The 24,096-nt window shown below is 44.0% G+C and carries 19 protein-coding genes; 10 read left to right on the top strand and 9 right to left on the bottom strand.

Annotation, left to right across the window (positions count from 1 at the left end; all coding sequences use genetic code 11):
* Positions 1-19 precede the first annotated feature (19 nt).
* The 6 genes from JN178_RS16255 to JN178_RS16230 all read left to right on the top strand — a co-directional run bounded on the left by JN178_RS16255 (position 20) and on the right by JN178_RS16230 (position 5,681).
* Complete coding sequence (locus JN178_RS16255) at positions 20-1,126, top strand: glycosyltransferase family 4 protein (protein WP_202262441.1); 1,107 nt, start codon at positions 20-22, stop codon at positions 1,124-1,126.
* 17 nt (positions 1,127-1,143) lie between these two features.
* Complete coding sequence (locus tag JN178_RS16250; RefSeq protein WP_202262440.1) at positions 1,144-2,067, top strand: glycosyltransferase family 2 protein; 924 nt, start codon at positions 1,144-1,146, stop codon at positions 2,065-2,067.
* Between the two features lie 194 nt (positions 2,068-2,261).
* Positions 2,262-2,705 (top strand): UDP-N-acetylglucosamine--LPS N-acetylglucosamine transferase, encoded by a 444-nt coding sequence (locus JN178_RS16245; protein ID WP_159626437.1) that lies wholly within the window; start codon positions 2,262-2,264, stop codon positions 2,703-2,705.
* Complete coding sequence (locus JN178_RS16240) at positions 2,702-3,181, top strand: glycosyltransferase (protein ID WP_202262439.1); 480 nt, start codon at positions 2,702-2,704, stop codon at positions 3,179-3,181. Before JN178_RS16245 ends, JN178_RS16240 begins: the two co-directional genes overlap by 4 nt.
* 16 nt (positions 3,182-3,197) lie before the next feature.
* On the top strand, positions 3,198-4,523 hold the full coding sequence (locus JN178_RS16235) for an oligosaccharide flippase family protein (protein WP_202262438.1): 1,326 nt from the start codon (positions 3,198-3,200) through the stop codon (positions 4,521-4,523).
* A gap of 87 nt (positions 4,524-4,610) precedes the next feature.
* Positions 4,611-5,681 (top strand): Kelch repeat-containing protein, encoded by a 1,071-nt coding sequence (locus JN178_RS16230; RefSeq protein ID WP_202262437.1) that lies wholly within the window; start codon positions 4,611-4,613, stop codon positions 5,679-5,681.
* Here JN178_RS16230 and JN178_RS16225 read toward each other — a convergent pair.
* The 5 genes from JN178_RS16225 to JN178_RS16205 all read right to left on the bottom strand — a co-directional run bounded on the left by JN178_RS16225 (position 5,678) and on the right by JN178_RS16205 (position 12,503).
* Positions 5,678-6,463, bottom strand: a complete 786-nt coding sequence (locus JN178_RS16225; RefSeq protein ID WP_202262436.1) for a crotonase/enoyl-CoA hydratase family protein — start codon at positions 6,461-6,463, stop codon at positions 5,678-5,680. The genes JN178_RS16230 and JN178_RS16225 overlap by 4 nt on opposite strands.
* A gap of 58 nt (positions 6,464-6,521) precedes the next feature.
* Positions 6,522-8,597 carry an ATP-dependent helicase gene (locus JN178_RS16220; protein WP_202262435.1) on the bottom strand — a complete coding sequence of 692 codons (2,076 nt, stop codon included), beginning with the start codon at positions 8,595-8,597 and terminating at the stop codon, positions 6,522-6,524.
* A gap of 101 nt (positions 8,598-8,698) precedes the next feature.
* Positions 8,699-10,432, bottom strand: coding sequence for a protein adenylyltransferase SelO family protein (locus JN178_RS16215; RefSeq protein WP_202262434.1), 1,734 nt, complete (start codon positions 10,430-10,432; stop codon positions 8,699-8,701).
* An 80-nt stretch (positions 10,433-10,512) separates the two neighbouring features.
* Positions 10,513-11,070: a DUF1439 domain-containing protein gene (locus JN178_RS16210; RefSeq protein ID WP_202262433.1), complete on the bottom strand. Its 558-nt coding sequence runs from the start codon at positions 11,068-11,070 to the stop codon at positions 10,513-10,515.
* 47 nt (positions 11,071-11,117) lie between these two features.
* Complete coding sequence (locus JN178_RS16205) at positions 11,118-12,503, bottom strand: winged helix-turn-helix domain-containing protein (protein ID WP_202262432.1); 1,386 nt, start codon at positions 12,501-12,503, stop codon at positions 11,118-11,120.
* 122 nt (positions 12,504-12,625) lie between these two features.
* Between JN178_RS16205 and JN178_RS16200 the strand changes: the two genes are divergently transcribed.
* Together JN178_RS16200 and JN178_RS16195 are read left to right on the top strand one after the other, a co-directional pair.
* Positions 12,626-14,074: a S41 family peptidase gene (locus JN178_RS16200; RefSeq protein ID WP_202262431.1), complete on the top strand. Its 1,449-nt coding sequence runs from the start codon at positions 12,626-12,628 to the stop codon at positions 14,072-14,074.
* A gap of 93 nt (positions 14,075-14,167) precedes the next feature.
* Entirely contained in the window at positions 14,168-15,928 is a 1,761-nt protein-coding gene (locus JN178_RS16195) for a substrate-binding domain-containing protein (protein ID WP_202262430.1), read from the top strand.
* A gap of 46 nt (positions 15,929-15,974) precedes the next feature.
* On the opposite strand, the gene JN178_RS16190 is transcribed toward JN178_RS16195, so the two are convergent.
* Entirely contained in the window at positions 15,975-16,844 is an 870-nt protein-coding gene (locus tag JN178_RS16190; RefSeq protein WP_202262429.1) for a LysR family transcriptional regulator, read from the bottom strand.
* A 169-nt stretch (positions 16,845-17,013) separates the two neighbouring features.
* Here JN178_RS16190 and JN178_RS16185 point away from each other — a divergent pair, with 169 nt between their 5' ends.
* Positions 17,014-17,697, top strand: coding sequence for a hypothetical protein (locus JN178_RS16185; protein ID WP_202262428.1), 684 nt, complete (start codon positions 17,014-17,016; stop codon positions 17,695-17,697).
* A gap of 75 nt (positions 17,698-17,772) precedes the next feature.
* Here JN178_RS16185 and JN178_RS16180 read toward each other — a convergent pair whose 3' ends face one another.
* Positions 17,773-22,293 (bottom strand): EAL domain-containing protein, encoded by a 4,521-nt coding sequence (locus JN178_RS16180; RefSeq protein ID WP_202262427.1) that lies wholly within the window; start codon positions 22,291-22,293, stop codon positions 17,773-17,775.
* A gap of 483 nt (positions 22,294-22,776) precedes the next feature.
* Positions 22,777-22,971, bottom strand: a complete 195-nt coding sequence (locus JN178_RS16175) for a hypothetical protein (RefSeq protein WP_202262426.1) — start codon at positions 22,969-22,971, stop codon at positions 22,777-22,779.
* A 121-nt stretch (positions 22,972-23,092) separates the two neighbouring features.
* On the opposite strand from JN178_RS16175, the gene JN178_RS16170 reads away from it, so the two are divergent.
* Positions 23,093-23,425 (top strand): DUF1904 family protein, encoded by a 333-nt coding sequence (locus JN178_RS16170; RefSeq protein ID WP_202262425.1) that lies wholly within the window; start codon positions 23,093-23,095, stop codon positions 23,423-23,425.
* A gap of 52 nt (positions 23,426-23,477) precedes the next feature.
* Here the strand turns inward: JN178_RS16170 and JN178_RS16165 are convergent, their stop codons facing one another.
* Positions 23,478-23,924 (bottom strand): DUF2799 domain-containing protein, encoded by a 447-nt coding sequence (locus JN178_RS16165; protein ID WP_202262424.1) that lies wholly within the window; start codon positions 23,922-23,924, stop codon positions 23,478-23,480.
* Positions 23,925-24,096: the final 172 nt, after the last annotated feature.

Raw genomic sequence — 24,096 nt, 5'->3', positions numbered from 1 at the left:
ACGTTGTAGGAGAACAACTATGAGCGATACTATTCAACGAAAGGGCGTTGCGATTATAGGAACAAAAGCACGTGGTGGGATCCATGCTGTCATCGAAAACCACATTCAAGCAGGGGTCTATGATGATTATGAGCGCTACGTCATTGTGTCTCATGATGATGGCAGTATGCTAAAACGCTTTTATGTTTATTTCAGCGCGTTAGCGTCATTACTCGGACTACTGTTTAGAAGCAAAGTCGACATTTGTCATCTGCACGGTTCGCATAAAGGCAGTATCTACCGAAAAGCACTGTTTATTCTTGTGTGCAAGCTATTTAACTGTAAAGTTATTTTCCATCTACATGGCTCGGTGTTTGCGCGGACCTATGATAGTGCGGGTGGTTTCTACAAGGGCCTTGTTAGATATGTCTTAAATAATGCCGATAGCGTTTTTGTGCTTTCTGAGTATTGGGCAAAATACGTCAGCGCTATTTCAAGTAACGATGACATTCGCGTTATAAACAACTTCCCGTCTCCTATTTTTGAGTCTCTCTACCAACAGAAAACCTTTACCTTTACTCAGCCAATTAATTTTTTGTTCTTAGGCTATATTGGTCAGCGAAAAGGCATATACGACCTTGTTGACGCTGTAGAAAGTCTAAAACGACGAGGAGTCGGAGGGTTTAAGATAAAGGTGGGCGGTAACGGAGAAATAGATAAGCTCAAGGCGTTGATAACGGAAAAGGCGTTATCTGACTACTTTGACGTGATTGGCTGGGTGACTGGAGACCAAAAATACCAGCTAATGAACGAAGCTGATGTTCTATTACTCCCTTCACATAACGAAGGGCTTCCTATCGCTATTTTAGAAGCTATGTCGGCAGGTCTTGCGGTGATAAGTACGACGGTAGGCGGCATCCCTGAGGCAATCCCTGACGACAGTGCGGGGTTACTTATTGAGCCCGGTGACAAACAGGCGTTAGCGCAAGCAATTGAGACATATATTACAGATAAGGCGCTAATAGCACGCGCAGCCGAAATCTCACGGCAACGCTACGATTCTGCCTATTCGTCGACATCAAATGTAAAAATCATAAGAGATGTTCTCGAAAAACTGATTAATGGCGAATTGTCTACTGCGGGCTAAACCGCTGTGAGGGCAAGATGAAGATAGACGTCACTGTCATTATTGCGGCGTATAACGCCGCGCAAACGATAGCTACAGCAATTGATTCTGTGCTCAATCAAACTCACTATAATCTAGAGCTTATTGTGGTGGACGATTGTTCGGCCGACGATACTTACTCTATTGCTATGGCGTATGCCCAACATGACTCTCGAGTAAAGGTACTAAAAACACCTCAAAATATGGGACCGAGTGCTGCGCGAAATACAGCGATACGCACAGCGAGTGGCGCTTTTTTTACCGTACTTGATGCTGATGACTGGTTTACAAGCGACAGGCTAGCCACGCTTTTAAACGCCGCTTTAAACAACAATGCCGATGTGGTGATAGATAGTTACTTTCTTGCCAACCCGAAAACTAAAGCTTGCTATGCGGCAAAGCATACAAATTTGTGCCCGCTTAACGCGCACCAATACATTGATGGGGTCTTTTTTATTGCTAACGGCTTGGGTTCAACCAAACCTTTAATAAGCATGGCACTTATTAGGCAAAGCAACGCGGAATTCAATGAGCACATAAATGGTGGCGAAGACCTATTACTCTATGCTCAGCTGGTATTGAGTGCGCCAACGAGCTTGTTTATCAATTGCCCTACGTATTGTCGTACTGAGTCACCCCAGTCAATTTCAAGGGGCAATCGAATTCGCTTTCTTAATGATGTGCTGAATGCCTATGCGATACTTCGACAGCTTGTTCACTCCAATAATCGCGTTACCCCGCAACTTTTAAACGCGTTAAGCTACAGAGAAATGGTGGTTGAAGACGCGTTAGTCGCTGCCAAGTGGAAACACTGGTTATCCCAACAATGTAAACCGCCCGTTCCTTCTACAAAGAGTTTATTACGGCTTATACGACATATATGGTGTCGCAAAGCGCGATATTCCATAAATGTACTATCATAAATATCGTGATTTGCATTCTGCATAAAACCTTATGAAATCGCATTTTCATTTTGCGAAATGCAAATAAGTAAAAACGATGTTTTTTTGTGTAACTTACTGATATTTATTGCTTTTTAAGTTTGGCCTGAGCTTTGCTCTTACTACAGTGTAGTGACTATTCGGTCCCGAGACCGTTTCTATACTGGAGTATCATCATGAAGCAGAAAAAACTTTTAGCAGTAGCATCTCAAGGCGGTCATTTAATTCAGTTGTTGCGTTTAAAGCCTGTTTTTGACCGCTATGACACCAGCTATGTTTCCAACCATTATCGCGAAGGTATGGGAAGTAAGTTTTTTAAGGTTATTGATGCGAACGGCAATGAGAAAATGAAGTTGCTTGTGCTGTTTGTGCAAATGGCATGGATAATGGCTATCAAGCGTCCAGATGTCGTAATTTCAAGTGGTGCTGCACCTGGCTTTTTTGCTGTAATGCTCGGTAAGTTTTTTGGCGCTAAAACAATTTGGATAGACAGTATAGCTAACGCCGAAGAGCTGTCATTGTCGGGCAAGAAAGTAGGTGCATTTGCTGATCTTTGGCTAACGCAGTGGCCAAACTTAGTCCAGCCTTCTGGCCCTCAATATCAAGGGAGAGTTTTATGATATTTTTGACTGTAGGTACACAGTTACCTTTTGACCGTTTTGTTGAAGCTGTCGACACATGGGCAGCAAACCATCCAGAAGTTGAAATATTTGGTCAAATTGGTGAAGGAGAGTATCAGCCAAAGCACATTAAGTACTGTGCGTTTTTGGATGAAAAAGCCTACAAGCAAGAATTCGACAAGGCAGAAGTGGTGCTCGCACATGCGGCAATGGGCTCTATTATCACCTCACTGATTGAGTCGAAGCCTGTTGTCGTGTTTCCTAGGGTGGCAGCGTTAGGTGAACACCGTAATGAGCACCAATTGGCTACATGTAGAAATTTTGAAAAGCTTGACGGTTGCTATGTCACGTATGACGTAGAGCAACTTTATAAAACCCTCGATGAGGTCTCATCGCTTAAAGCTGGGTCGTTAGGCCAGTTTGCCAATACTGATTTAATGGATAGCATAGAGAGTTTTATTCTTTCTGATAGCTAAGAAAAGGACTCACTTTATGGAAAAAGTGCCAAAGTGGCGTCTTTATCTTGCCGACCCCCATATGAGAGAAATGCTTCTTGGTAGCGCAGTAGGGCTTACGGTCAAGGTACTTGCGGCGTTAAGTTTGTTCGCAATGAACGTTGTGGTTACTCGCACCGTTGGCGCTACTCAAGCTGGTTTGTTCTTTCTCTCTTTCACACTCATAACTATCATTGCCACAGTTGGTCGCATTGGGTTAGATCAGGCGGTCGTGCGATTTATAGCGAAAGAAGGGGGCACAGACAGTTCAGATAAAGAAAGTCAGGTTCACAGTGTCTATATAAAAGCAGTGATTTGGACATTGATAGCATCAACATCGTGCTCTTTGATTTTTTATTTTGCTGCGCCTTGGCTTAATAATGCGGTATTTCAGTTACCTGGTTTTACGGCTGTTTTCAAAACCATGCTGTTAGCCGCCCCCATTATTGCCATTTACATCATCCATGCTCAAGCCCTACAAGGACTGAAGAAAATCTCTCAATCGATGCTGGTTTCAAGTGTATTGTTACCCAGTGTGATTCTGGTTTTATTAGTGATTGTGCCAGTTAATAGTGCTCTGGATATTGGCAACTATTTCGTTATTGCGAGCGCATCAACATTTATTATCGGCGTGTGTTTTTGGGCTTATTCGGCTCCCAAGCCGATGAACAAAACAGCGTTTCCATCAGCAGTGCTGCGCAGCACATGTATGCCGCTGTGGACTGTGGCCATTGTGCATCAAGTGATCCAATGGTCTTCCCAACTTATGTTAGGGGTATGGGAAGATGCACAGGGTGTGGCATTTTTCGCCACTGCACAGCGCACAGCTATGCTGACCAGCTTTATTTTATTTGCTGTTAACACAATTGCAGCACCAAAGTTTGCCGCCATGCACGCAGCACATGATATGGACGGGGTTAGGCGCATGGCCATTATGTCAGTACGCATGATGTTACTTGTTGCGATCCCCACTACCTTGTTTATTTTCTTATTCCCTGAATGGCTGATGAGTATATTCGGTGAGGAATTTAGGGCTGCTTCTTATGCGTTAATGATCTTGGCGGCAGGGCAATTTGTGAATATCGCCACAGGTTCCGTGGGTTATTTGCTAAGCATGACTGGGCTTGAGAAAAAAGTGCGCGATAATGTGCTAGTAAGTGGCGCGCTAACAGTGGCGCTGGGGTTAGCGTTAATACCATCATATGGCGTCATTGGAGCCGCAATAGCGTATGCCTGCGGAGTAGCTTCACAGAATTTACTAGGGGTATATCAGGTGAAGAAACATCTTGGTTTTAATACGTTGTGTTTTTGGCGCACCGCTTAACAACGCATATTCAATCGATATCATTGCTAAGTAAACCCACCCCTGCTAGCGTAGCAATATCGCATTAGATTATTCAACGAAAACGCAATGCAAAAAAAGGTCAGAAATCGCTCAGTACAATGGGGTGTGCTACTGACACTAATCACCTTCATGTTTACCTCGCAGGTGGCTCTATCTAATACTGTCGATGAAGTGAGCGGGCTTAACATGTGGAAGGATGCACCGTCATTACCCTACAGAGTGCAAGAGATTTATCCAACCGTTTTTGAAAACCATATTGTTGTGGCCGGAGGGCTATCGCCAGATGTAGACGCAAACAAAATTGGTGTGTCCAAACGGGTTATTGCATTTAATATCGAAAACTCTCGATGGGTTGAATGGCCTGCGTTACCTGAACCACGTCATCATCCTATGTTAGTCGTGGTAGGTGATCGGCTATTTGCATTTGGTGGTTTTGTTCAAGGTAGCAATGGCATGTGGCATAACAGCGTTGATGTGCTTGAACTCATTAGAAAAGATGACACAAAAAGCAACACAGGTGCAACATGGAATAAAGTGGCCAAGCTACCCGCGCCTCTAGCTGAAACACTATCAGCGGTGCACAACAATAAAGTACATCTGGTCAGTGGTAGAGCTCCCTCTACAGCGGCTAATAATAGTCAGTGGAATGATCAAAGCGACGTAAATACGCACTATGTGTTTGACCCACAAACCCTTTCTTTTACTCAAGCACCCGCCATACCGACCGCCCGAAACAGCGCATGCAGTGTTGTTGTTAACAACTCGCTTCACACTATTGGCGGCAGAACCGTAGCAGGCGGTAACTTGAACACGCACGAAGTGTACAGTTTTACTACGCAAAAATGGGAATCCCTTTCTCCACTGCCAGATGCCCAAGGCGGGTTGGCATGTGCCTCGTTGAACAGGCGGATTTATGTATTTGGTGGTGAATATTTTAATAATGGCGGTGGCGTGTATTCAACGGTGTGGGAATACGATATAGCTAAAGATAAGTGGCAAGCGATTAGCGAAATGCCCAACCCAAGACATGGGTTAGGAGCGTTAAACGTGGACAAACGTATTTACGTTATTGGTGGTGCGCTTCAAGCAGGTGGTAACCAAACAAGCGCCCTAATGACAGTGTTTCAACCTAACTAGAGCTTGTAGTTTATTTCGCTATTACCCAACGAGCGCTTAACGGCAATCTTTTGGTTTTTGCCCATAAAAATTTTGATTTGATTTATGGTTTCTTTTGCCAGAATTTGTCGCTCATTGGTTCCCCATACTTGCTGATACATCCGTTTGACCCGCTTATTAACATCAGGTGAGCGCGCCATAAGTTGAAGCGCTAACTTTTGCGCTTCCTCTTTGGGTGAGTCTGAAATTTTCGATATAAGCCCTATAGACAGCGCTTCTTCTGGCGTAAGTTCTTCGGCGGTAATGGCAACACGTTTAGCGTGGTCAATACCCATACACTCTCTCATGCCCAGTGTGCCGCCCATGTCGGGTATCAGCCCCCATTTGGCTTCTAGCACCGACAACGAACTGTCTGGTGTGGCAATTCTATAGTCACCGCCTAACGCTATTTGCATACCGCCACCCCAACACTTTCCGTGTATTGCCATAATGACGGGAACCGGTAAGCGTCGCCAGCCAACACTGACTTGCTGGGCCAAATTAGGGCTGCCAGGAAGCCACTTCCACATCAGCTTGAGCGCGCTTTTTGGGTTCCCCATAACCGATTTAACATCTAAGCCGCTACAAAAGCTGGCTCCGTTGCCTGACACAATAACTACACGCACGGCCTTGTCTTTTTTAATGCGGCTGATGCAATCTGCAATGGCGGTAAACATGCCTTCGTTTAAGGCATTGTGTTTGTCAGGGCGATTTAGCTCAACATGGGCAATGCCATTTTCGACGTGGTAGTGTAGGTAGCTCATTATTTTTCTCTGTCAGGCAATACAGCGTTTCAACGTTTAAAAATAAATGTACCCTAGTTCAGCCTTGGTTGTCCCACATTCCTAGAATGTTTTTCTTTATGTCGGCAATAGCGCCTTTGGCTATTTTCTTCTCGCCCTCAGACGCGGTGCGTTTTGGGTAGAATACTGGTTCCATATGGGCGCATACGCTGTCAGTGAAGAAGCGGCTTTTTGCACCGTATACATGCTTGTCGCCAAATTTTTGCTGTTCCGGTACCCAATACTTTAACGGTTGAATAAGGCTTAATTCATCTTTTGCCCGAGTAATTGCCACATAAAGTAAGCGGCGTTCTTCCTCTAACGCGCGCTTATCGCCCGCGGCATATTCATTGGGAAAGTTGCCATCGGCCACATTGAGCACAAATACATTTTTCCATTCTTGCCCCTTAGCGCTATGCACGGTGGACAGAATAAGGTAATCGTCGTCAATAAGCGGCGCACCGGCCAAATCGCCGGAGCTTTGCGGAGGGTCCAACGTAAGCTCTGTTAAAAAGCGCTCTCGAGAGGTGAATTGCTGAGAAATCATCGATAGCTGTTCTATATCGCCATAACGGACAAAATGATCGTCGTAGTTTACTTCTAGCAATTCTTTGTAAAATGTTGCTATTGCACTGGTTTGCTCTGCCCACACTAGCTTGTTGCTGTGAATATCTTCAAGCAAGGTAGCTAAAGTTTTAAACGTCGATTTCGCAGACTCAGGTATGGCATAGGCCTGCAGCGAAGACAGCAAAAAGTTTTGTGATTCAAGGTAACTAAACACTTTATCGGCAATCTTAGGCCCTATACCTGGTAGCAATTTAAGCACGCGAAATGCAGAAATTTTATGTTTCGGGTTGTCTGCCCAGCGCAATATGCAAAGTACATCTTTCACATGTGCAGCTTCTAAAAACTTAAGTCCACCGTGCTTTACAAAGGGAACGTTGCGCCGCGTAAGCTCAAGTTCAAGGCGATCGCTGTGATAGCTAGAGCGAAACAGTACCGCTTGCTGTTTTAATTCAATACCTTCTTCGCGGGCTGCCAATATGCGCTCTACGATAAATTCAGCTTGTTTAACGTCGTTTTCAACGGTAACCCATTTAGGCTTAGGGCCAGCTTTGCGTTCGCTATACAACTCAACTTTATAGCCTTCACTACTTTCATCTAACAAGGCATTTGAAAGGGCCAAGATTTGCGGGTGAGAGCGGTAGTTTTGCTGAAGTGATATTACCTTGCCAGGTAACGAAAACGCCGTGGGGAAGTTTAGGATATTATCAACGGTAGCTGAACGAAATGAGTAGATTGATTGAGCGTCATCGCCTACTACAGTAAGTCCTTCGCCTGTCGGGAAAAAGCCTTTTAATATGCCTGCTTGAAGAACGTTTGTATCTTGGTATTCATCGACCAAAATATAGTCAAACTGCTTGCGTACCTCAGTAGCTATTGCCTCGACCTGAGCCATGTGAAAGCAATACAGCAGTAGGTCGTCATAATCCAAACTGACTTGTTCAATTTTAGTCTTCGCGTATTGGGAAAATAGTGTGGTTAGCTCGTCTTCCCACTCAGCGCAATAGGGGAAGTGGCTCTCAAGTATGTCGGCAAGGCCGGCTTGTGCGTTGACACAGCGAGAGTAGATTTCTAAGCATGTTTTTTTCTTAGGGAAACGACGGTTTACGCTACTAAACCCGAGCTCATGACGAATGAGGTCGATCATGTCTGCACTGTCGTTTCTATCCATTACCGTAAAATCGGCCTGAAGACCAATAGATGAGGCGTGCTCTCTTAAGAGCCGTGAAGCAATGGAGTGAAAGGTGCCCATCCAAGGTAGTGTTACGGGGTGATAGGCTGCTTGTTTCTCGCGTAAGGTTCTCTCGACAATGCGATTGGCCCGAGAGCTAAGCTCAGATGCGGCGCGACGCGCAAAGGTCATCAACAAAATACGCTCTGGCGCAACCCCCTTTAATATCAGTTGCGCTGTTTTGTGTGCAAGTGTATTGGTTTTACCTGTGCCCGCGCCAGCAATGATAAGAAGCGGGTTATGGTGAGAAGGCGTACTCGAACCAAGACCGAAGGTTACCGCTTCTTGCTGCTGGGCGTTTAATTCTGTTGTTAATAGCATAACGACTTATCCGAGTAATAAAGGATTACAGGATAAATCAAAATACTGTATGTTTAAACAGTTTTAATGTTCACGACTCCTTCATCAATTGAAGCAAGTAGTTATGAAGAGCAGCTGTAATGCGATACACCGCCAGCGCCGAAAAACTCAAGTGGGCGTCTCTGATAAAACTCCTGCTCTATTGCCTGCGTTTGTTCTTCATAGGGTTTACCTAGTATGTCTTGCAGGTAATGAATACGCGTAAAGTTGCCGGTTTCAGCGAGCTTGTAAGCAGGCACGACAAGCCATTCGCGCCAAGTATATTTAGGATTGGTACGCCGCATTTGCGCTGCAATACTTTCCTTGTTACCGCTGTTTTCAATCTGTTTTTGCCACGCACCGAGCCATGCTTTCCACTGCGATAACAACAACTCTTTCGGCGCGTTATAGAAGCTTGGTGAAAGGGCGCTAATATCTTTAGGAAGCGATGATAGTTCTCTAAAGAATATGGTGTAGTCAACGCCCGTGCGCACCATTAGCTGCAATAGCTCAACAAGAAGCGTGTGATCATATTGAATAAGCCCAAGTTTAGCTGCCCACATCCCTTGCATTTTGCTTTCCATCACCTCAGGGAATTCGTCGGAAACAAGTGATAGGGCGTTGGCTTCATCCTGTGCGTCTTCAAGTAGGACGGCCAAAGCTCTACACAGCATTTCAAAGTTCTTATGTGCGGCAATAGGCTGATTCAAAAACGAGAAGTGACGACCACCCCCTGTCCACGGCTGATAGACAGGGTCGAACATTTCACAAAAGCCAAAAGGACCATAGTCGAGTGTATAACCACCGCCTGCACAGTTGTCGCTGTTGAAATTGCCTTGGCAGTATCCCACTCTTACCCAGTGTGAAACTAATGTTGTTAGTCGCTCTCGAAATGCGATAGCTAGTTCGACTACCTGCTTTTCAAAGGGCAGGGTGGTATCGATGTCTTCTTTGTATTCTCTTTCAATAAGGTGCGCAACAATGGCTTTCAATTCATTTAATGCATTCGGATGCTCATGCCTGCGCGCGCGCCGCCCAAATAATTCAACTTGGCCAACGCGTAAGAACGAGGGAGCGACGCGGGTGGAAATAGCAACCAGATTTGGCACCATAACTTCAGGATCTTGAGAGTCTGAACCTTCAAGATACCAGGGTCTGTCTACTGTTTCAGATTGCGACATAAACAAGCTAAGCGAGCGGGATGTGGGTACACCAAGCGCATGCATATGCTCTTGAGCTAAGAACTCGCGCACACTTGAGCGCAGCACGGCGCGTCCATCTGCGCCGCGACAATAAGGGGTTCTTCCAGCCCCTTTTAGCTGCATTTCCCATCGTTTGCCGCTAAGTCCTACCTCTAATACAGATAGCGCACGTCCATCACCGTAGCCATTGCCTGTTTGAAATGGGCACTGCTGTGTATATTCTGTTCCGTAAATAGACAGGGCGTAGCCCGTCGCCCAACCATATGGATGTATGTTGCTGTCAATATTAGACATATCGCCGGAAAACAGACGTTTAAAGTCATGCTCAAGCGCGAGGCTTTCGTCAAAACCAAGTTCATCAAAAAAGGCTTGGCTGTGAGCGACATAAAGCGGATCAGCAATAGGCGTTGGGGTGACAGGTACATAATGGCCGCTAAAAACCTGACGGGGTTTGTGATCGTTACCACCTTCAGTTGCCTGCGGGTCAGCCGTTAGCGTGTTTAACAATGAGTAGTCGACATGCTGTGCCAGCTCATGCATGGTTTTTATCTTAACGCTGTTGGCCGTGCTGTTATCTGGGCTGGGCGTTTTCTGTGAATGCGTATTAGTGGCCATAAAGTAAGTTACCTTTCAAAACGACGAAGATATTTGTGAAAACACGCTCAAGGTATTTTAATTCCAAGGTCTCTGAATTTTTAGCGCTTTGGGCGTAGAACAAGTCGGCCTTGTTCAACATCAAGGCTTAAAGGCACGGAAGACAACAGCCCAATGACGTCATTACTTGTGTCTAGTGTGTAAACTGGGGTTGAGGCAAGGTATCCATTGACTAGCATCATCATTTCACCGCTAACTGGTGCAATGTTACCTCGGTAGCCTCCTGCGTCAATTGTACTATCCAATAGCGAGAGGGACCGAACGAAAATCGCCTTTTTCTCACTGTCATAGTAAGGCGTACCCTCAATCATTAAACTGACTTTCATGGGGTAGTTAAAGCCAAACGCACTGACTGTTGCTGTAGCCTGAGTGCCAAGTGAAACCACATCTCTTCCGTTAGGACCGATATCAACTGTTAAGTCGTCCACGCTGAGCATAAGCGGAATACCGGCCAAGTAGGCCTTTTTTTGTAATTGAACCAATTGTTCGTCTAGGGCTTGCTCTATTTCACTGTCTGAAATACTAAATACCGACCACTGTGGTAGGTTGGCGCAGCCATTTAAGAAAAGCATTGCTGCCAACATAATAAAAAATCGCATTAATTGTCTTCTCGCTAATTGTCTAGTTCTTCGCTTGATTACAGGGTTTATTGTTGGCTGATACACACGGAACTGCCCAACTTTTCTTTGAACTGAGTGCACATGCGCTCAGCTTCTGCGCTTCGACCTGTTTGCGCAAGCACTAAGGCCAGGCTACGTGTTGCTGGCCCGTCATAAGGCGCAAATGATAGTACGTGACGGTACCATATCTCAGCTTCATTCATATTGTTTTGCGCAAAATATTTGTTACCAATAGCGGCGCCTAAGTTTGCGCGCCACGGTCTGCCATGGTTGGTATTGCCAGCTTGCTCAAGGTTCATTGCATTGAGTGCTTTTTTGAAATAACTGATAGCGTCAGAGGTGTGCCCTAAAATCTCGTGAACATCACCCATATTAATAAGCACATCCCAGGCGTTAGGGTTTAACTCAAGTGCCTTTTCATAATGCTGTAACGCACGTGTTAACTTATTTTGCGCTGATAAGACAAAGCCATGGGCTTTGTGAGCTTTGGCATCATATGGCGCAATGGCAATCGCGTTGCTTGAATATTGGTAGGCCCGTAGAAGTATTTGTCTGGCTTCATCGCCATTTAACCGGCCAGATAACAGCGCTTTTTCTAGGTTCATTGCTTTCCAATCTGCAGAATTAACGTTCGGTACTAAGCGAATAGCACGTTGCACAAGCGCATTGGCGATCCCTGCGTTTGCCTCGACCGAATCAGGGGCAGCGGCCAATGCTTGTTGGTACAGCGTTAACGCCATTTCGTTGTCTGCACGTGTGATGTAATGATAGTACTCATCGGCCTGGCGCAACAACGCAGAAACGTGTTCTGTTTGCTGATTTGGGCTTTGCTTTGATGCCGATTGTAAAGGCAAGAAGAAAACAAAAATGCCAATAGCGATAGCAGCCGCCAGTAGCCCAACAAGAGTATAGCGCTTAATCATGTTGGATTGAGGAGGCTGTATAGGCGAACCTGCCGTTGATTCGTTAACAGAGTTGGTGGTTGTAGCTGAATCAGTAGCTAAATCATTAGCTAAATCAACAGGCGACGCGGTATCTTCTGAAGTGATACTTTCAATACTTTCCCAACGACAAGTTTGTGCAATAAGCCGATAGCCGCGTTTTGGGAGTGTTTCAATGATACTTGGCTTGCGCGGGTTATCACCCAAGATTTTTCTCACTCGTGATACGCAGCGAGCCAATGCGTCTTCATTGACGACAGTGTTTGGCCATAGGCTTTCCAACAACTCATCTTTTGATACCAAACGGTGTTTGTTTTGCGCCAATAGCAGTAACAGGGCAACGCCAAGAGGGTCAATTCGTAGGTTTTCAGACGGCGTGCTAGGAGGATTTTGGTCAGCGCTGAGTTCACCTGTGTCTGTATTTATGACCCACTGGTTAATTCTAAGTAATTTTGAAGCGCTTGTTTTCATTGGTTTTTATCTTTCTTAACACCGGGTGGAAACTTTGTCAGGAAAATAGGAAGCTTTTGTCATGACTTGAAAGTGATAAGGTTTCAGTCTCACTGCGTGTTGATAACGTTATGAGTACGATTATGAATAAAAAATGTTTTTATCTCAAAGCCCTTTCTGTTTTTCCTTTAATAACCTTACTGTGTTGCGCCTTGGGTAATAAAAGCGCAGTGGCCTCGGAGGCGGTAACGCCCTCTACAAACGATAGCGCAAGTGAAACGCTGTTTAGCAACGAGATGATTCGGAGCGATTTTGATGTGCTGTATCAATCGCTGCTTGATACTCATTACAACCCCTACGCGTACGTTTCCAAAGACACGCTAGAAAGCCGTTATTCGTCGCTTAAAGCACAGATAGGGAATAAACCTTATTCTCCATTAGCTGCGACTAAATTATTTCAAACTCTGGTTTCTTCTCTTAATAATGGCCACACAGAAGTCGACTTTCCGGTTTCATCTTACCTTGCTTATGCAGAAGCTGGAGGGACGCTTTTTCCTTTGGACCTGGCTTTTGAAAATGGAAAGGCGCTGATAAGGGCCAACTATTCAGGCAATGTGAGTATTTCAAAAGGCGCGCAGCTTCTCTCTATTAACAATGTAGAAATTAACGACATACTCAGCACTATATCGCCACTGATTTCGGCAGAAAGGGCGTACTTTAAATTGGCTAAGTTAGAAGTGTTATCGTTTCCACGTTATTACTGGTACGCGTTTGGTGAAAGTGATTCCTATAGCGTAAAAATGTTAAATGAAGGCGTTGTAAGTACACACTCACTAAGTCCCATTTCTGTGTTTGAAGGGTTTGAAGAAAAGAAAGATGAAGTGCTTAGAGCACAGCAAATACTTACTTTTTACGACAACGTCGCTTATTTAAACCCAGGACATTTTTCAGGCGACGAAAAGCAGTTTAAAGCGTTTATTGATGAGGCATTTTCAACGATTAACAAAAAGCGCAGTAAAGCGCTCATTATTGATTTGCGATACAACGGCGGTGGAAACGATTCATTCAGCGATCATATGGTGTCGTATATTGCTGATGCTCCCTTCAAATGGAATGCGACCTTCCAACTACGTACCAGCAAGCGCTTAAAAGAAGATACAAGGGAGCGTCGTGACCTTGATAACCCTTATTGGCAAGCAATACTAAAGCACAACGCTGGTGAGCGGTATAGCTACGAATTTGATGAATATCCACCCGTTGCCAAAAATAAGCGTTACAGTGGCGATGTTTATGTATTGGTGAATCGTCATTCCCACTCTCAGGCCAGTGTCACGGCAGCACAAATACAAGATTACGGGTGGGCAACACTAGTAGGAGAAGAAACCGGTGACTACCCAACGCTATACGCTTCGCAGTTTCAGTATGCGTTACCTAATACTGGTATCACAGTAAAGATTGCCAAAGGCTACATAGTGCGTGTTAGCGGAAGTGAAGCAGAGCAGGGGGTACAGCCAGATATTGTTATACGCGACCATCTACTTGACGATGAAGACGAAATTCTTGACCACCTCCTAAATGAATTAAGCTACTGATTTTAGTGTTTAATGCTCTACATCTATAAACTGGAATAATTGAAACGAGCGTACTATTTTTACTTGAGTTTACTTAAACGGACGTGGGTAGTTATGCGCTCTTTTATTCTTACTTTGATGTTATTTCTAGGGTTTATACAGTGCCAGTGTTTGGCATCGGCAAGCGTCGAGAATAAAGCAAATTCAGTAACCTTGGTAACTGTAGAGCGCCCTCCATACACCAGCGATGAAAAGAACCGCCAAGGTTTCCTTACTGACATAGTTGAATCAGCCTTCAAAAAAGAGGGTTATCGGGTAAAGCGCCATACATTGCCATGGGCGCGCGCGAAGCTTCTGGTGATGTCCGGTGAGGCCGATGCGATTTACCCCGCAAGTTATGAAGATACTTTCGATATGAACGGCGAGCGGGTGTTGTTGTACAACACTTTGCCAATAGTGCTTGTAAAACATATTTCATCTGAAGATCGATGGAACGGTGATTTGTCCAGTGTAAAAGGTCGAAGTATAGCGTCACACCGGGGGATTCACTTTTCACAAGAATACAGCGTATTGAAAGACGTTGATAAAATCGATGTCGGTTCAACAGAGCAACTATTTAACTTGGTAAAACGAAAGCGTGTCGACTTTGCTATTACCGACGAACTCACAGCAAACTACATGCTCTCAAAGCCTGCTTACAGAGATTTAGTGGTGCTTTCTCCCCCTTATATCGCATCGTCTGAGTTGTATTTAGGTATAAGTTCGCTAGACGAAAACGCTAACGATATGCAGGCTGCGTTTGAGCGTGGGTTAGCAAACATCAAAGCATCTGGAGAATATCAAGCTATATTGTCAGCGTATCGCATAGAAGAAAAAGTGAGGTTACTTAGCGATGAAACCAAACGGTTCACGCCCCTTGAGCCAAGTACCCTTAGAGATCTGAAAGGAAGTGGTTTATTACCAACACAAGAAAGGGCTAGCGTCAGCGAGATGCAAATAGCTGTTATTGGGTTTAATTGGGAAACGGATTCTTATCAGCAAACCTATAGAGATCAATTAGAAGCACTCGCTGCCCAAAAAGGCATTTACCTATCAATCTACGATGCACAAGGTAGCATTGAACAGCAAATAGAGCTTGTGAGGAAGGTAGTGCAATCAAAGCCTGATGTTATTGCTTTGTGGCCTGTACATGGAGAAAAAATAGAGCCTGCACTTCAATTTGCTTATCAGCAAAATATCCCCGTGTTTTTAATCAATACTCCTGTTACGGAGTCGCTGTGGCAATATGTACGTGGCTATATTGGGCCAGATAATTATCAAGAAGGTGTTCTTGCCGCGAAGATGATGCACGAAGCGCTCGGGAACAAGGGGCGAGTGCTCGAAATTCAAGGCTTTCCTGGTTACAAAACGGCTGTGCTTCGCAGCCTTGGGTTTCACCAATATTTAAAGGATATGCGCCAGCAAAATAGTGAGTTTGATATAGAAGTCATTGATGTGGCAGCGGGGTACTGGTCTAGAGACAAAGCTTACCAAGCAATGCAACGTCTTTTAAGGCGACATGACAACTTTGATGGCCTCTATATTGCGGATGACAACATGGCAATAGGCGCAATAAGCGCGTTGAAAGAGGTTGAGTGGAGTAAGGACTATAGCCCTAAAATAACATCGGCAACATTGTTTGGAGAAGGTTACGACGCGATAAAGAAAGGCGATATATGGGGGTCGGTATGGCAATCGCCCAAAGAAGAGGCGACGTTGACCATAGATACGCTGATTTTGTATCTGAGGGGCGAAGATGTCCCTCTACTTACTTTTTTACCAATCAAGCCTGTGACAAAAGACAACGTCGATGACATTCAGCGTCCAATGTTCTAAGGCATATTACGGGTTTGGTGTTCTCAAAGAGTGTTTAATTGCGACGTTATTGATGGCCCTCGATAAGCGGTTTCTTTTTTAGCAGCGCATCAATTAAGAACTGCATTAGCAACTTTACTTTTGACTGATGATGAAGGTCTGGGTGCGTGAGCACCCAAATGTCGTATTTTAAAATGGGAGAACTGCCCTCAAGTCTCACCAAATTCGGGTTAGTATCACCCATGAAGCACGCCGCGCGCCCCATGCCGACGCCCTGAACGATAGCATGGTAGCGCGAAATAATATCGTCAAAAGCGATACCTATGGGGACATCGGGAAGAGGCGATTCAGCAAGCCACTCAGGCCAAACTTCGTTTTCAATAGGCGCTATCCATCGCCAGTCTTCTTGCCCCACGTTACTGCAATAGTCTTTATGTGCATAAAAACACAAGCCAAGCTTGCACAATCTTCTACCAAAAAGGTGATCAGGAAGTTTATACGCACCGCGTATTACAACATCAGCTTCGCCTTTATCGATGTCAGCGAAGGCAGTAGAGCTCTTAATACGCAAGTTAATATTTGGGTATAGACGCGAAAATTCTCCTAGCTCTTTCACTAACAAAAACTGAGACATAGGTTCGCCTAATGAGAGCGTAATTGGGCCTGAAAGCGCGTCGCTATTTGAACAAGCAAAGCGTTCAGATGTCATTATTACATCTTCTACTTTTTTGGCGGTCGCCACCAATTGCTCACCGAATGGCGTTGCTCGGTAGCCACCTGGGATCTTTTCAAATACTTCTGCTTTGCGCTGTTTTTCAAGTATCGCGAGACGTCGAGCAACCGTAGTGTGTGTGGTGCCCAATGAAATTGCTGCGCCGCGCAAGGTTCCTGTGCGGTGAAGCGCTAAGATAAGTGCATAATCATTCCAGTCATTCATGGAACGATAATGCACCATTTTGAATAAAAAACAAACCGTGTTAGCCAGTGTCTACCTTGGTAAAGTGACCTAAAGCTAACAGGAAAAGTACGAGATAGAAATGAAGGGTGTAGATGTTTTTAGTGTAAGGTGTTGTATTATTATTTTTATTGTTTTTTGCGGCCTCATAATGCCCAGAGCAGCGGCGCAAGAAGAAAGTGGTGAATTGGTGGTGCATTTTTATCCGGGCGCTGTAATGCAACTTATTGCTCCGGTAACTGATCCTGCAAAACGCGCACTACGGGATAGTTATTTTAAGAAAAATGGCGATACTGCACGCAACTATGGCTATCAACAAGACGGTGTACTTGTTGTTGAAGAAACTTTACTTGGCGATTTCAAACCCAATGTATTTGTCGTTAGCCATTGGTCTTCACTGAAAGCACAAAAAGCATTTCAGTCGCTTGCTCAATTCACTGATGTTAAATCGTTAAGACGCCAAGCATGGGAAGCGTTAAGGCTTTACGATCATGAGTTAGACGCTCCGCTAACCTTAACGTTTAAAAAGAATAAAACCTATACATTGGCTTTTGCATGGACTAACCCTGCAAAGCCAAGTGAATACTTTGACTACATAAGCAGCCTGCCGCCGCTTTTAGATAAAGTCGGGGGGCGCTTTGTATATAAAATAAATAATAGTGTGCTAAGTGCTCATGATTCCAATGCGTTAGCGCCTCAACAGATTACATTGGTTGAGTGGGACACCTCAGATGGTGTCGAGAAATTGCAGGCGTTACCAGAGTTTGCCAGTCTTTCTGAACAGCTGCGAAATGGTACTGTGCGCTTTGAGTTGCATAAAGTGGTACTACGCTAGAGTGTATTGACCTTTGCCGTACGTTTTTGCTACCTAAAGAGGTTCGCACATTGAGGTTTAGCACATCTGAACAGGTTATTCAGATGTGCTAAGCACGTTGTCATGCAAAAGCGTGAGCATGTCAGCTTCTGGAAGAGGCTTAGCGTATAAGTAGCCTTGTAAATATTCACAACCGTACTGCTTAAAGAACGCTGCTTGCTCTTGGGTTTCAATTCCCTCCGCTACGCATTGAATATTTAAGCTGTCTGCCATTCTAAGCGTGGCAAGAATTATGGCTTCATTACCGCCGTTAAAGCCGATGTCCTGTACAAAACTTTTGTCTATTTTAAGAATATCAATCGGGAAGTCTTTCAAGTACTTTAGCGAGGAATATCCTGTGCCAAAGTCATCTAAAGCAATGACAAAACCACATTCTTTCATTTTTGCCATTGCACGCATGGCGCTTTCGTAGTCTGACATGAGTGCGCTTTCTGTAATCTCAAATCTGATAGCACTGTTTGGGATGTCGTGGGCGGCAAGCAACACAACTATTTCATCAATTTTCGCGCATTTAGATATATGTGTTGCACTTAAGTTGATAGACAAATAGTAGCCACTTTGTCGCCACTCGGGGGAGGTAAGCGTAGGGATTGCTTGCTCGATTAGCGAAATCGTCATGTCTTCGACCAGTCCAATATCTTCTGCAACGGGAATGAAAACATCGGGTGGTGTCATGCCATTCTCAGTGGGCCAGCGCATTAACACTTCAAAGCCAGAAATGCGTCCCGTTTTGCAGTGCACGATAGGCTGGTAGTAGCCAATAAACTGTTTATTGGCATGGGCTTGTTTTACGGCATTCTCTAGTCGCAGTTTGTTTTGTGCTCGTTCATTCATGTATTCAGTAAAGTATTGGAAATTATTACTGCCCAGCTCTTTAGCGTGATACATGGCAATATCTGCATTTTTCAATAATTCTGCTGGTGTGCTGGCATCTTCAGGAAATATCGATATTCCTACGCTTGCTGAAACACTGACAACTTGGTTAGACAGCATCACGCTTTTTGATAGCTCTTTAATCATTTCATTGGCGATATGACTGAGATCTTTTTCTTTAGAGACTTTCTCAATCATGACAACGAATTCATCACCGCCTAATCGAGCGACGGTATCAGATTGACGCATTAAGTTTTCAAGCCTTTCACCGACGACACGCAACAAGGTATCGCCCGCATCGTGGCCTAAGCTATCGTTTACTTGCTTGAATCGATCTAAATCAATGAAGAATAGCCCTATGGAAGTATTATCTCTGGTAGCCTGATCAAACGCGTGTTGAACACGGTCTAGCAGCAAAGAGCGATTTGGTAGCCCTGTTAAACTATCGTAGTTGGCTAATTGTACCAAAGCCCCTTGAGCATCTTTTTGCTGAGTAATATCTGACAGAATGACTAGATAGCGGCTTATTTCGTTGTGGTCTTGCGCATTGGTAACGGCGGTTATGCCAATATTTACAACAAACTTATTGCCTTTTAAGCTTTGAATTTCAGTTTCGCCGCTCCAGTGTTCATTAGGCGCAAGTCTTCGCATATTGCGCAGCGATTCAAACAATGCACTTTTTTGATCAGAAAAAATCTGACTAAGTTGAATGGCAATGTCTTTGTTAGGACAAAGGCAAAGTGCGTCCTTAAACGACTGATTTGCTACAATGGGTCTAAAAGCGCCATCAAAAATTACTACCCAGTCTCGGGTGTGCTCGAATGCTTCGCCGTAGAGCTGTGCTTTAGTTTGCGTGTTAATTGACTCGGTTACGTTTGAATATGTGCCAGCCAGTTTTATGGTGTCACTGGCCTCTGTGCTATCTACAATGGCACCTACATCTCTATACCATTCATAATGCCCGTCTTTTGCTTGTAAACGGTATGTCAGGTCAAGGTTTTTTCGCTGGCCTTCAAGCACAAGTTGCCACTGTGATTTAAATGCTTTGAGGTCGTGTTCGTGAATTAATGCGCAATGTGAGTCGAAGTCAATTGAGCCATCTAAAGCGTCGTATCCAAGCTCTGTAGCAATGCGTTCTTGCGAAATGTGATTGGTGTCTTCACGCCACTGCCATACCTTTGTATTACTAGCTGTGAGGGCCATGGACAGTCTGTTTTTATTCTTAAGCACTGCGAGGTGGGCAGCTTTGAGCTTGTCGCTGTTTAGCTTTCTTCGCCAGAAAAATATCACCAAAAACAAGATGACTAGCAGGCTGTAAACAAGATAAGCAAAAGGAGAGGCAAAAGGGGGATAATGTACCTTAATACGCAAAGACGAAACTGGGCCTGTTGTGTTATTGGCAACATTAAACCGGCTTACTTCAAAGGTGTATTGGCCAGGTTCAAGTTGGGGAAACGTAACTTCTGTTGAATTAGTTGGGGGGTAGGTAACATCAACGCCTCCGAGTAAGGCATATTTATAATGACTTACATTGGTTTGGTCGTATTGCATGTCAGAGTAGTTTATCGTTAAACCAATATCATTGTGCTGCAGAATTACCGTTTTACCGTTCTTGTTACCTGCACCTAATTCAAGTTGATTTGATATTAAGCTTACATCTGTGATCAGAACATTAGACGTAACCTCATTCTTTTGAACAAACTGATCGGGGTTGAAGAGGGTAAAACCTTTTTGAGAACCGAATACCAAATCACCATTGTTTAATGGCTTTTTCGCGCCCCATTTGAATTCGTTGTTGATTAGCCCTTCTTTGGTAGTGTATTGCTTAATAGCCAGCGTCTTAGGATTAAATTGCAGTAATCCTTTGTGGCTACCCATCCATATATAGCCGTTATCGTCTTTCTCTAAACTAAACACGATATTGGTAGGCAGCAAATTTGAAGTATCGAAGAAGTGTTTTTGTTTGTACGTAGTCGCATCTAACCCGTAAAGTCCATGACCTGGGTAGCTAATCCACAGCGTATTATAGTCATCTAAAATAGCCTCAGTAGGCTGAATGACATATTCAGACTGAAAACTTCGCGCCTCGTGGATTTTTTCTAACTGGCTGGTAGCCACATGATAGCGCCATAGCCCACCCGTCATAGAAATAAGTACAGTATGCTCTTCGCTATCATAATCAGGAATGAAGGTGTAGAACTGACTGGTATCTAAAGTGGCTGAAAGTACTTCGTCTTTTGTGAGTGTGTTTTTTGTACCGTCAAGCAGATAGAACTGCTCTTTGCCAGCCACAATATATTTGTTTTTCGACAGTCGAAGAATATCGTAGGCCATGTCTGAGCTTAACAGCGCATTGGCTTTTGCATCCATACTTAAAGGAATAACGCGCTTAGTCACAAGATCAAATTTGAGTATTGCCTCGTAGGTAACCAGCCATACCCAATTGTCTTCACCTTCACGAATAATAAAAATTGAGCCAGAAGAGGCTACTGCTTTTTTATCCGGTGATACCAACAAATGTTCAAAATCGCCTGTTTCCAAGTTGTAGAGGTTTAACCCGTTATTCGTCCCAACCCACAAATTAGTATCATTTTGAACATGGAAGTCATGAACCATATTGTCACTAAGTTGGTTGGGTGACGATTTGTCAGAAAAAATGTTTTTAAAAAGGACTGAGCGAGGATTCCACAGCAACATACCAGATGTCTTCGTTGACAACCATAATTGGCCGTTTGGCGTTTGAGCCATTTCGGTAAGGTTATCGTCAGTCATCAATAAATTGGAGTTGGAAGGGCGAAACAGGTGCTGCAGCTGAAGTGTATTAAGGTCGATAATATATAAACCATCGTTGGTAGCCAGATAATACTGGCTACCTTTAATAGATAGCATGCTCCAAATATTGAGTGAAGATAATGCTCTAACACTTTTGGGCATGTTGTCTTGTCCTCGCGCAAAACCGAGTAACTCAGCGAGATCAAATCGATATAACCCATCGACAGTGCCTAGCCAGAATTGATGCTTATCGTCGATTAGAATTAGCTTCGCGTTCATTTTGTCTTTGTTCGCGTCACTGTTTTTGATGTATTCAACCTTTTTGATAGTAAGGCTTGGGATGTGAAACGTGTAAAGACCTGTGGAAACCGCCACAAAAAGTACATCATCGTGTAACGTCAAATATCGAATAACTTCGTCATCTGAAATAGCGAGTTCGGGTGCCAGTAAATCGAATACGGTTTCCCATGTATTCGTGGTTAGGTCGTATTGAACAACGACGTGATCAAACGCAATAAATAGGGTGTTATCTGGCCCTTCTATATAATGTGATGCATATTGATACCACGACGGCTGGCTTTGGTAGGTTATGGCAAGTAAACGTTCGCTCTTACCCGTGGCGCGACTAATTCGATAAACGCCACTACTGTATGTACTGACCCAAATATCGCCGTTCTTATCTTCAAATAGCGAATAGATACCGTCATCAGCAAACTCATTTTGTAGACCAACATATTGCTTGTTGTGATGTCCGTCATATCGGTTAAGGCCTGTCTCAGTCGCTACCCATAAAAAGCCATCACTATCGACCAACATGTCGTTGACGGAGTCCTGTGAAAGACCATTTTCGGTGGAGAGTTGTTTGAATCGAGGATTGGATATAATGGGCTCAGCAAAGACGAACGAATGCACGCATACGCTTAATACGACTGTGAGTGCAAAGAACTTAACAAAGGTAAAAGTAGAAACTTTTTTGTCGCGCAATGACAGCATCAATTACATTCGCTTTCCGGTTGTTCCACAACGCCTATTCTCTATAAGTAGCAACATAACAGCGTCTTAATTTTGAAGCTAACTTAATGAGGGTAAACAATAACGTCTAGTCTTGTCATTAATTCTAGTTCAATTTATGAAAGTACTGGTAGTCACAAAAAGTATAAGTGTTCAGGCTACAACAAACGTCGTGTAGGTAACCATTTAATTCTAACCGCGATCTATTTTTAACAGTATTGTGTTGTAGTTAATACTTGATAGCGAGCTTAAACTAATGAACCCGACAATTCACAACGCGTTACTCAATTGCACTTCAGAATAGTCGCTTTATTATCGGGCACAGGGGAAGGAATGTGCTGAGTATTGTATGGAGCTAGTAAGGGGGCTTCGTCTAATTCACTATTAGTGGACAGCCGATGATGATGGCGCAATAGGTGGTTTATCGTATTTTGGGGTGTCTAAACCAACAGTGCCCGCTTCCTCGACCAATGCCGTCATGGCATCAATAATATCGAGAAAATGCGCTAGCTGTTTCGGTGATAGTTCGCTAGAAAGGTGTTCAATCTTAGTGATAAGTTGTTTTGTAGGTAAACGCATAGTGTCAAAATCTCGTTGTTTTACTGGTTTTGGCTCTTAATTAACCTTTACCTTTCAAGTTACTTGCCAATATTTAGTATCATTATTAAAAGAAACAAGAGAAGTTTACCAAGGAGCCAACGTGCCACACATTCGAGCTAGAGGAATTGACGTTAGCGCGCTTACGAGCGTTGCGGGTGATATTGTTGAGAGTATTGCTGCGGTGACTGATACGCCTGCCGATCATTTTACTGTCGAACACATACCCAGTGAGTTTATCGTGAAGGGTGGCGCGTCGCCTGCTTACCCTTTCATTGAAATACTGTGGTTTGATAGAGGGCAAGAATTAAAAACCAGTGTGGCCATTATTGTTGATGACATTTTGCGGCCCATAGTGGGGACAGACAAAGACATTACAGTGGTGTTTTCTGATTTGCGCGGGCAAGACTATTACGAAAATAAAACGCACTTTTAGGGCATAAAAAAACCGACACCATGTGTCGGTTTTTACTTAATTCTGTGATTGCTTATCGACCACTAGCGCTCTTTGCGCTGTGAATAGGTTGGCGAGAATGTTTGTAACCGTCGTGGTAAACAGCATGGTTTACACTGTTGTGCTTTTGTAATCCTACTTCATAGCCTTGCATAAAGTCATCGGCCATCGCTGTTGGACATACATTCGGGTACGCTTTTTTAATTCTTCCCAGTGCATAGCCATTGTCATAGGTACAGAAGCTTTCAATGCCTGACATGTAGCCTTGCACAAACTCGGCTTCATCTTGCGCTGTTGCTGGCTTGTCGCACGATTGTACGATATTGTAAAACTGCGTTGCAGGCTCACCTTGGCTTGCTGCTTTATAGCCAACTTCCTGCCACGTAGAGTCTGTGGCGCAAGAAGCGTTGCCGGTGTGCTGACTTGCAAAACTAAAAGGCGCTAGAACTAGCAGGGAAACTACTGCGAAAAGCTTCTTCATAACATTCTTCCTTAAATCTCAGATGTACCTTACTTTCTCAGTACAATGTTGTTTATAAAATATACTTCTTCAACGAAAATATGGCAGTTCACAAAGCGTATGTCAAATTGGTTAAAGAACTAAATTGAGTAAGCTGAACATTTAGTGAATAGGTACTGCGAAATAACACTAT

Source organism: Alteromonas sp. KC3 (assembly GCF_016756315.1).
Taxonomy (GTDB): Bacteria; Pseudomonadota; Gammaproteobacteria; order Enterobacterales; family Alteromonadaceae; genus Alteromonas.
Note: the sequence above shows the minus strand (reverse complement) of the source record. Positions and strands in the feature narration are given on the sequence as shown.

What these genes read in the sequence shown, in the direction of transcription:
- JN178_RS16255 (WP_202262441.1), top strand. Translation starts at nt 20, where the DNA reads ATGAGCGATACTATTCAACGAAAGGGCGTTGCGATTATAGGAACAAAA.
- JN178_RS16250 (WP_202262440.1), top strand. Translation starts at nt 1,144, where the DNA reads ATGAAGATAGACGTCACTGTCATTATTGCGGCGTATAACGCCGCGCAA.
- JN178_RS16245 (WP_159626437.1), top strand. Translation starts at nt 2,262, where the DNA reads ATGAAGCAGAAAAAACTTTTAGCAGTAGCATCTCAAGGCGGTCATTTA.
- JN178_RS16240 (WP_202262439.1), top strand. Translation starts at nt 2,702, where the DNA reads ATGATATTTTTGACTGTAGGTACACAGTTACCTTTTGACCGTTTTGTT.
- JN178_RS16235 (WP_202262438.1), top strand. Translation starts at nt 3,198, where the DNA reads ATGGAAAAAGTGCCAAAGTGGCGTCTTTATCTTGCCGACCCCCATATG.
- JN178_RS16230 (WP_202262437.1), top strand. Translation starts at nt 4,611, where the DNA reads ATGCAAAAAAAGGTCAGAAATCGCTCAGTACAATGGGGTGTGCTACTG.
- JN178_RS16225 (WP_202262436.1), bottom strand. Translation starts at nt 6,463, where the DNA reads ATGAGCTACCTACACTACCACGTCGAAAATGGCATTGCCCATGTTGAG.
- JN178_RS16220 (WP_202262435.1), bottom strand. Translation starts at nt 8,597, where the DNA reads ATGCTATTAACAACAGAATTAAACGCCCAGCAGCAAGAAGCGGTAACC.
- JN178_RS16215 (WP_202262434.1), bottom strand. Translation starts at nt 10,432, where the DNA reads ATGGCCACTAATACGCATTCACAGAAAACGCCCAGCCCAGATAACAGC.
- JN178_RS16210 (WP_202262433.1), bottom strand. Translation starts at nt 11,070, where the DNA reads ATGCGATTTTTTATTATGTTGGCAGCAATGCTTTTCTTAAATGGCTGC.
- JN178_RS16205 (WP_202262432.1), bottom strand. Translation starts at nt 12,503, where the DNA reads ATGAAAACAAGCGCTTCAAAATTACTTAGAATTAACCAGTGGGTCATA.
- JN178_RS16200 (WP_202262431.1), top strand. Translation starts at nt 12,626, where the DNA reads ATGAATAAAAAATGTTTTTATCTCAAAGCCCTTTCTGTTTTTCCTTTA.
- JN178_RS16195 (WP_202262430.1), top strand. Translation starts at nt 14,168, where the DNA reads ATGCGCTCTTTTATTCTTACTTTGATGTTATTTCTAGGGTTTATACAG.
- JN178_RS16190 (WP_202262429.1), bottom strand. Translation starts at nt 16,844, where the DNA reads ATGAATGACTGGAATGATTATGCACTTATCTTAGCGCTTCACCGCACA.
- JN178_RS16185 (WP_202262428.1), top strand. Translation starts at nt 17,014, where the DNA reads ATGCCCAGAGCAGCGGCGCAAGAAGAAAGTGGTGAATTGGTGGTGCAT.
- JN178_RS16175 (WP_202262426.1), bottom strand. Translation starts at nt 22,971, where the DNA reads ATGCGTTTACCTACAAAACAACTTATCACTAAGATTGAACACCTTTCT.
- JN178_RS16165 (WP_202262424.1), bottom strand. Translation starts at nt 23,924, where the DNA reads ATGAAGAAGCTTTTCGCAGTAGTTTCCCTGCTAGTTCTAGCGCCTTTT.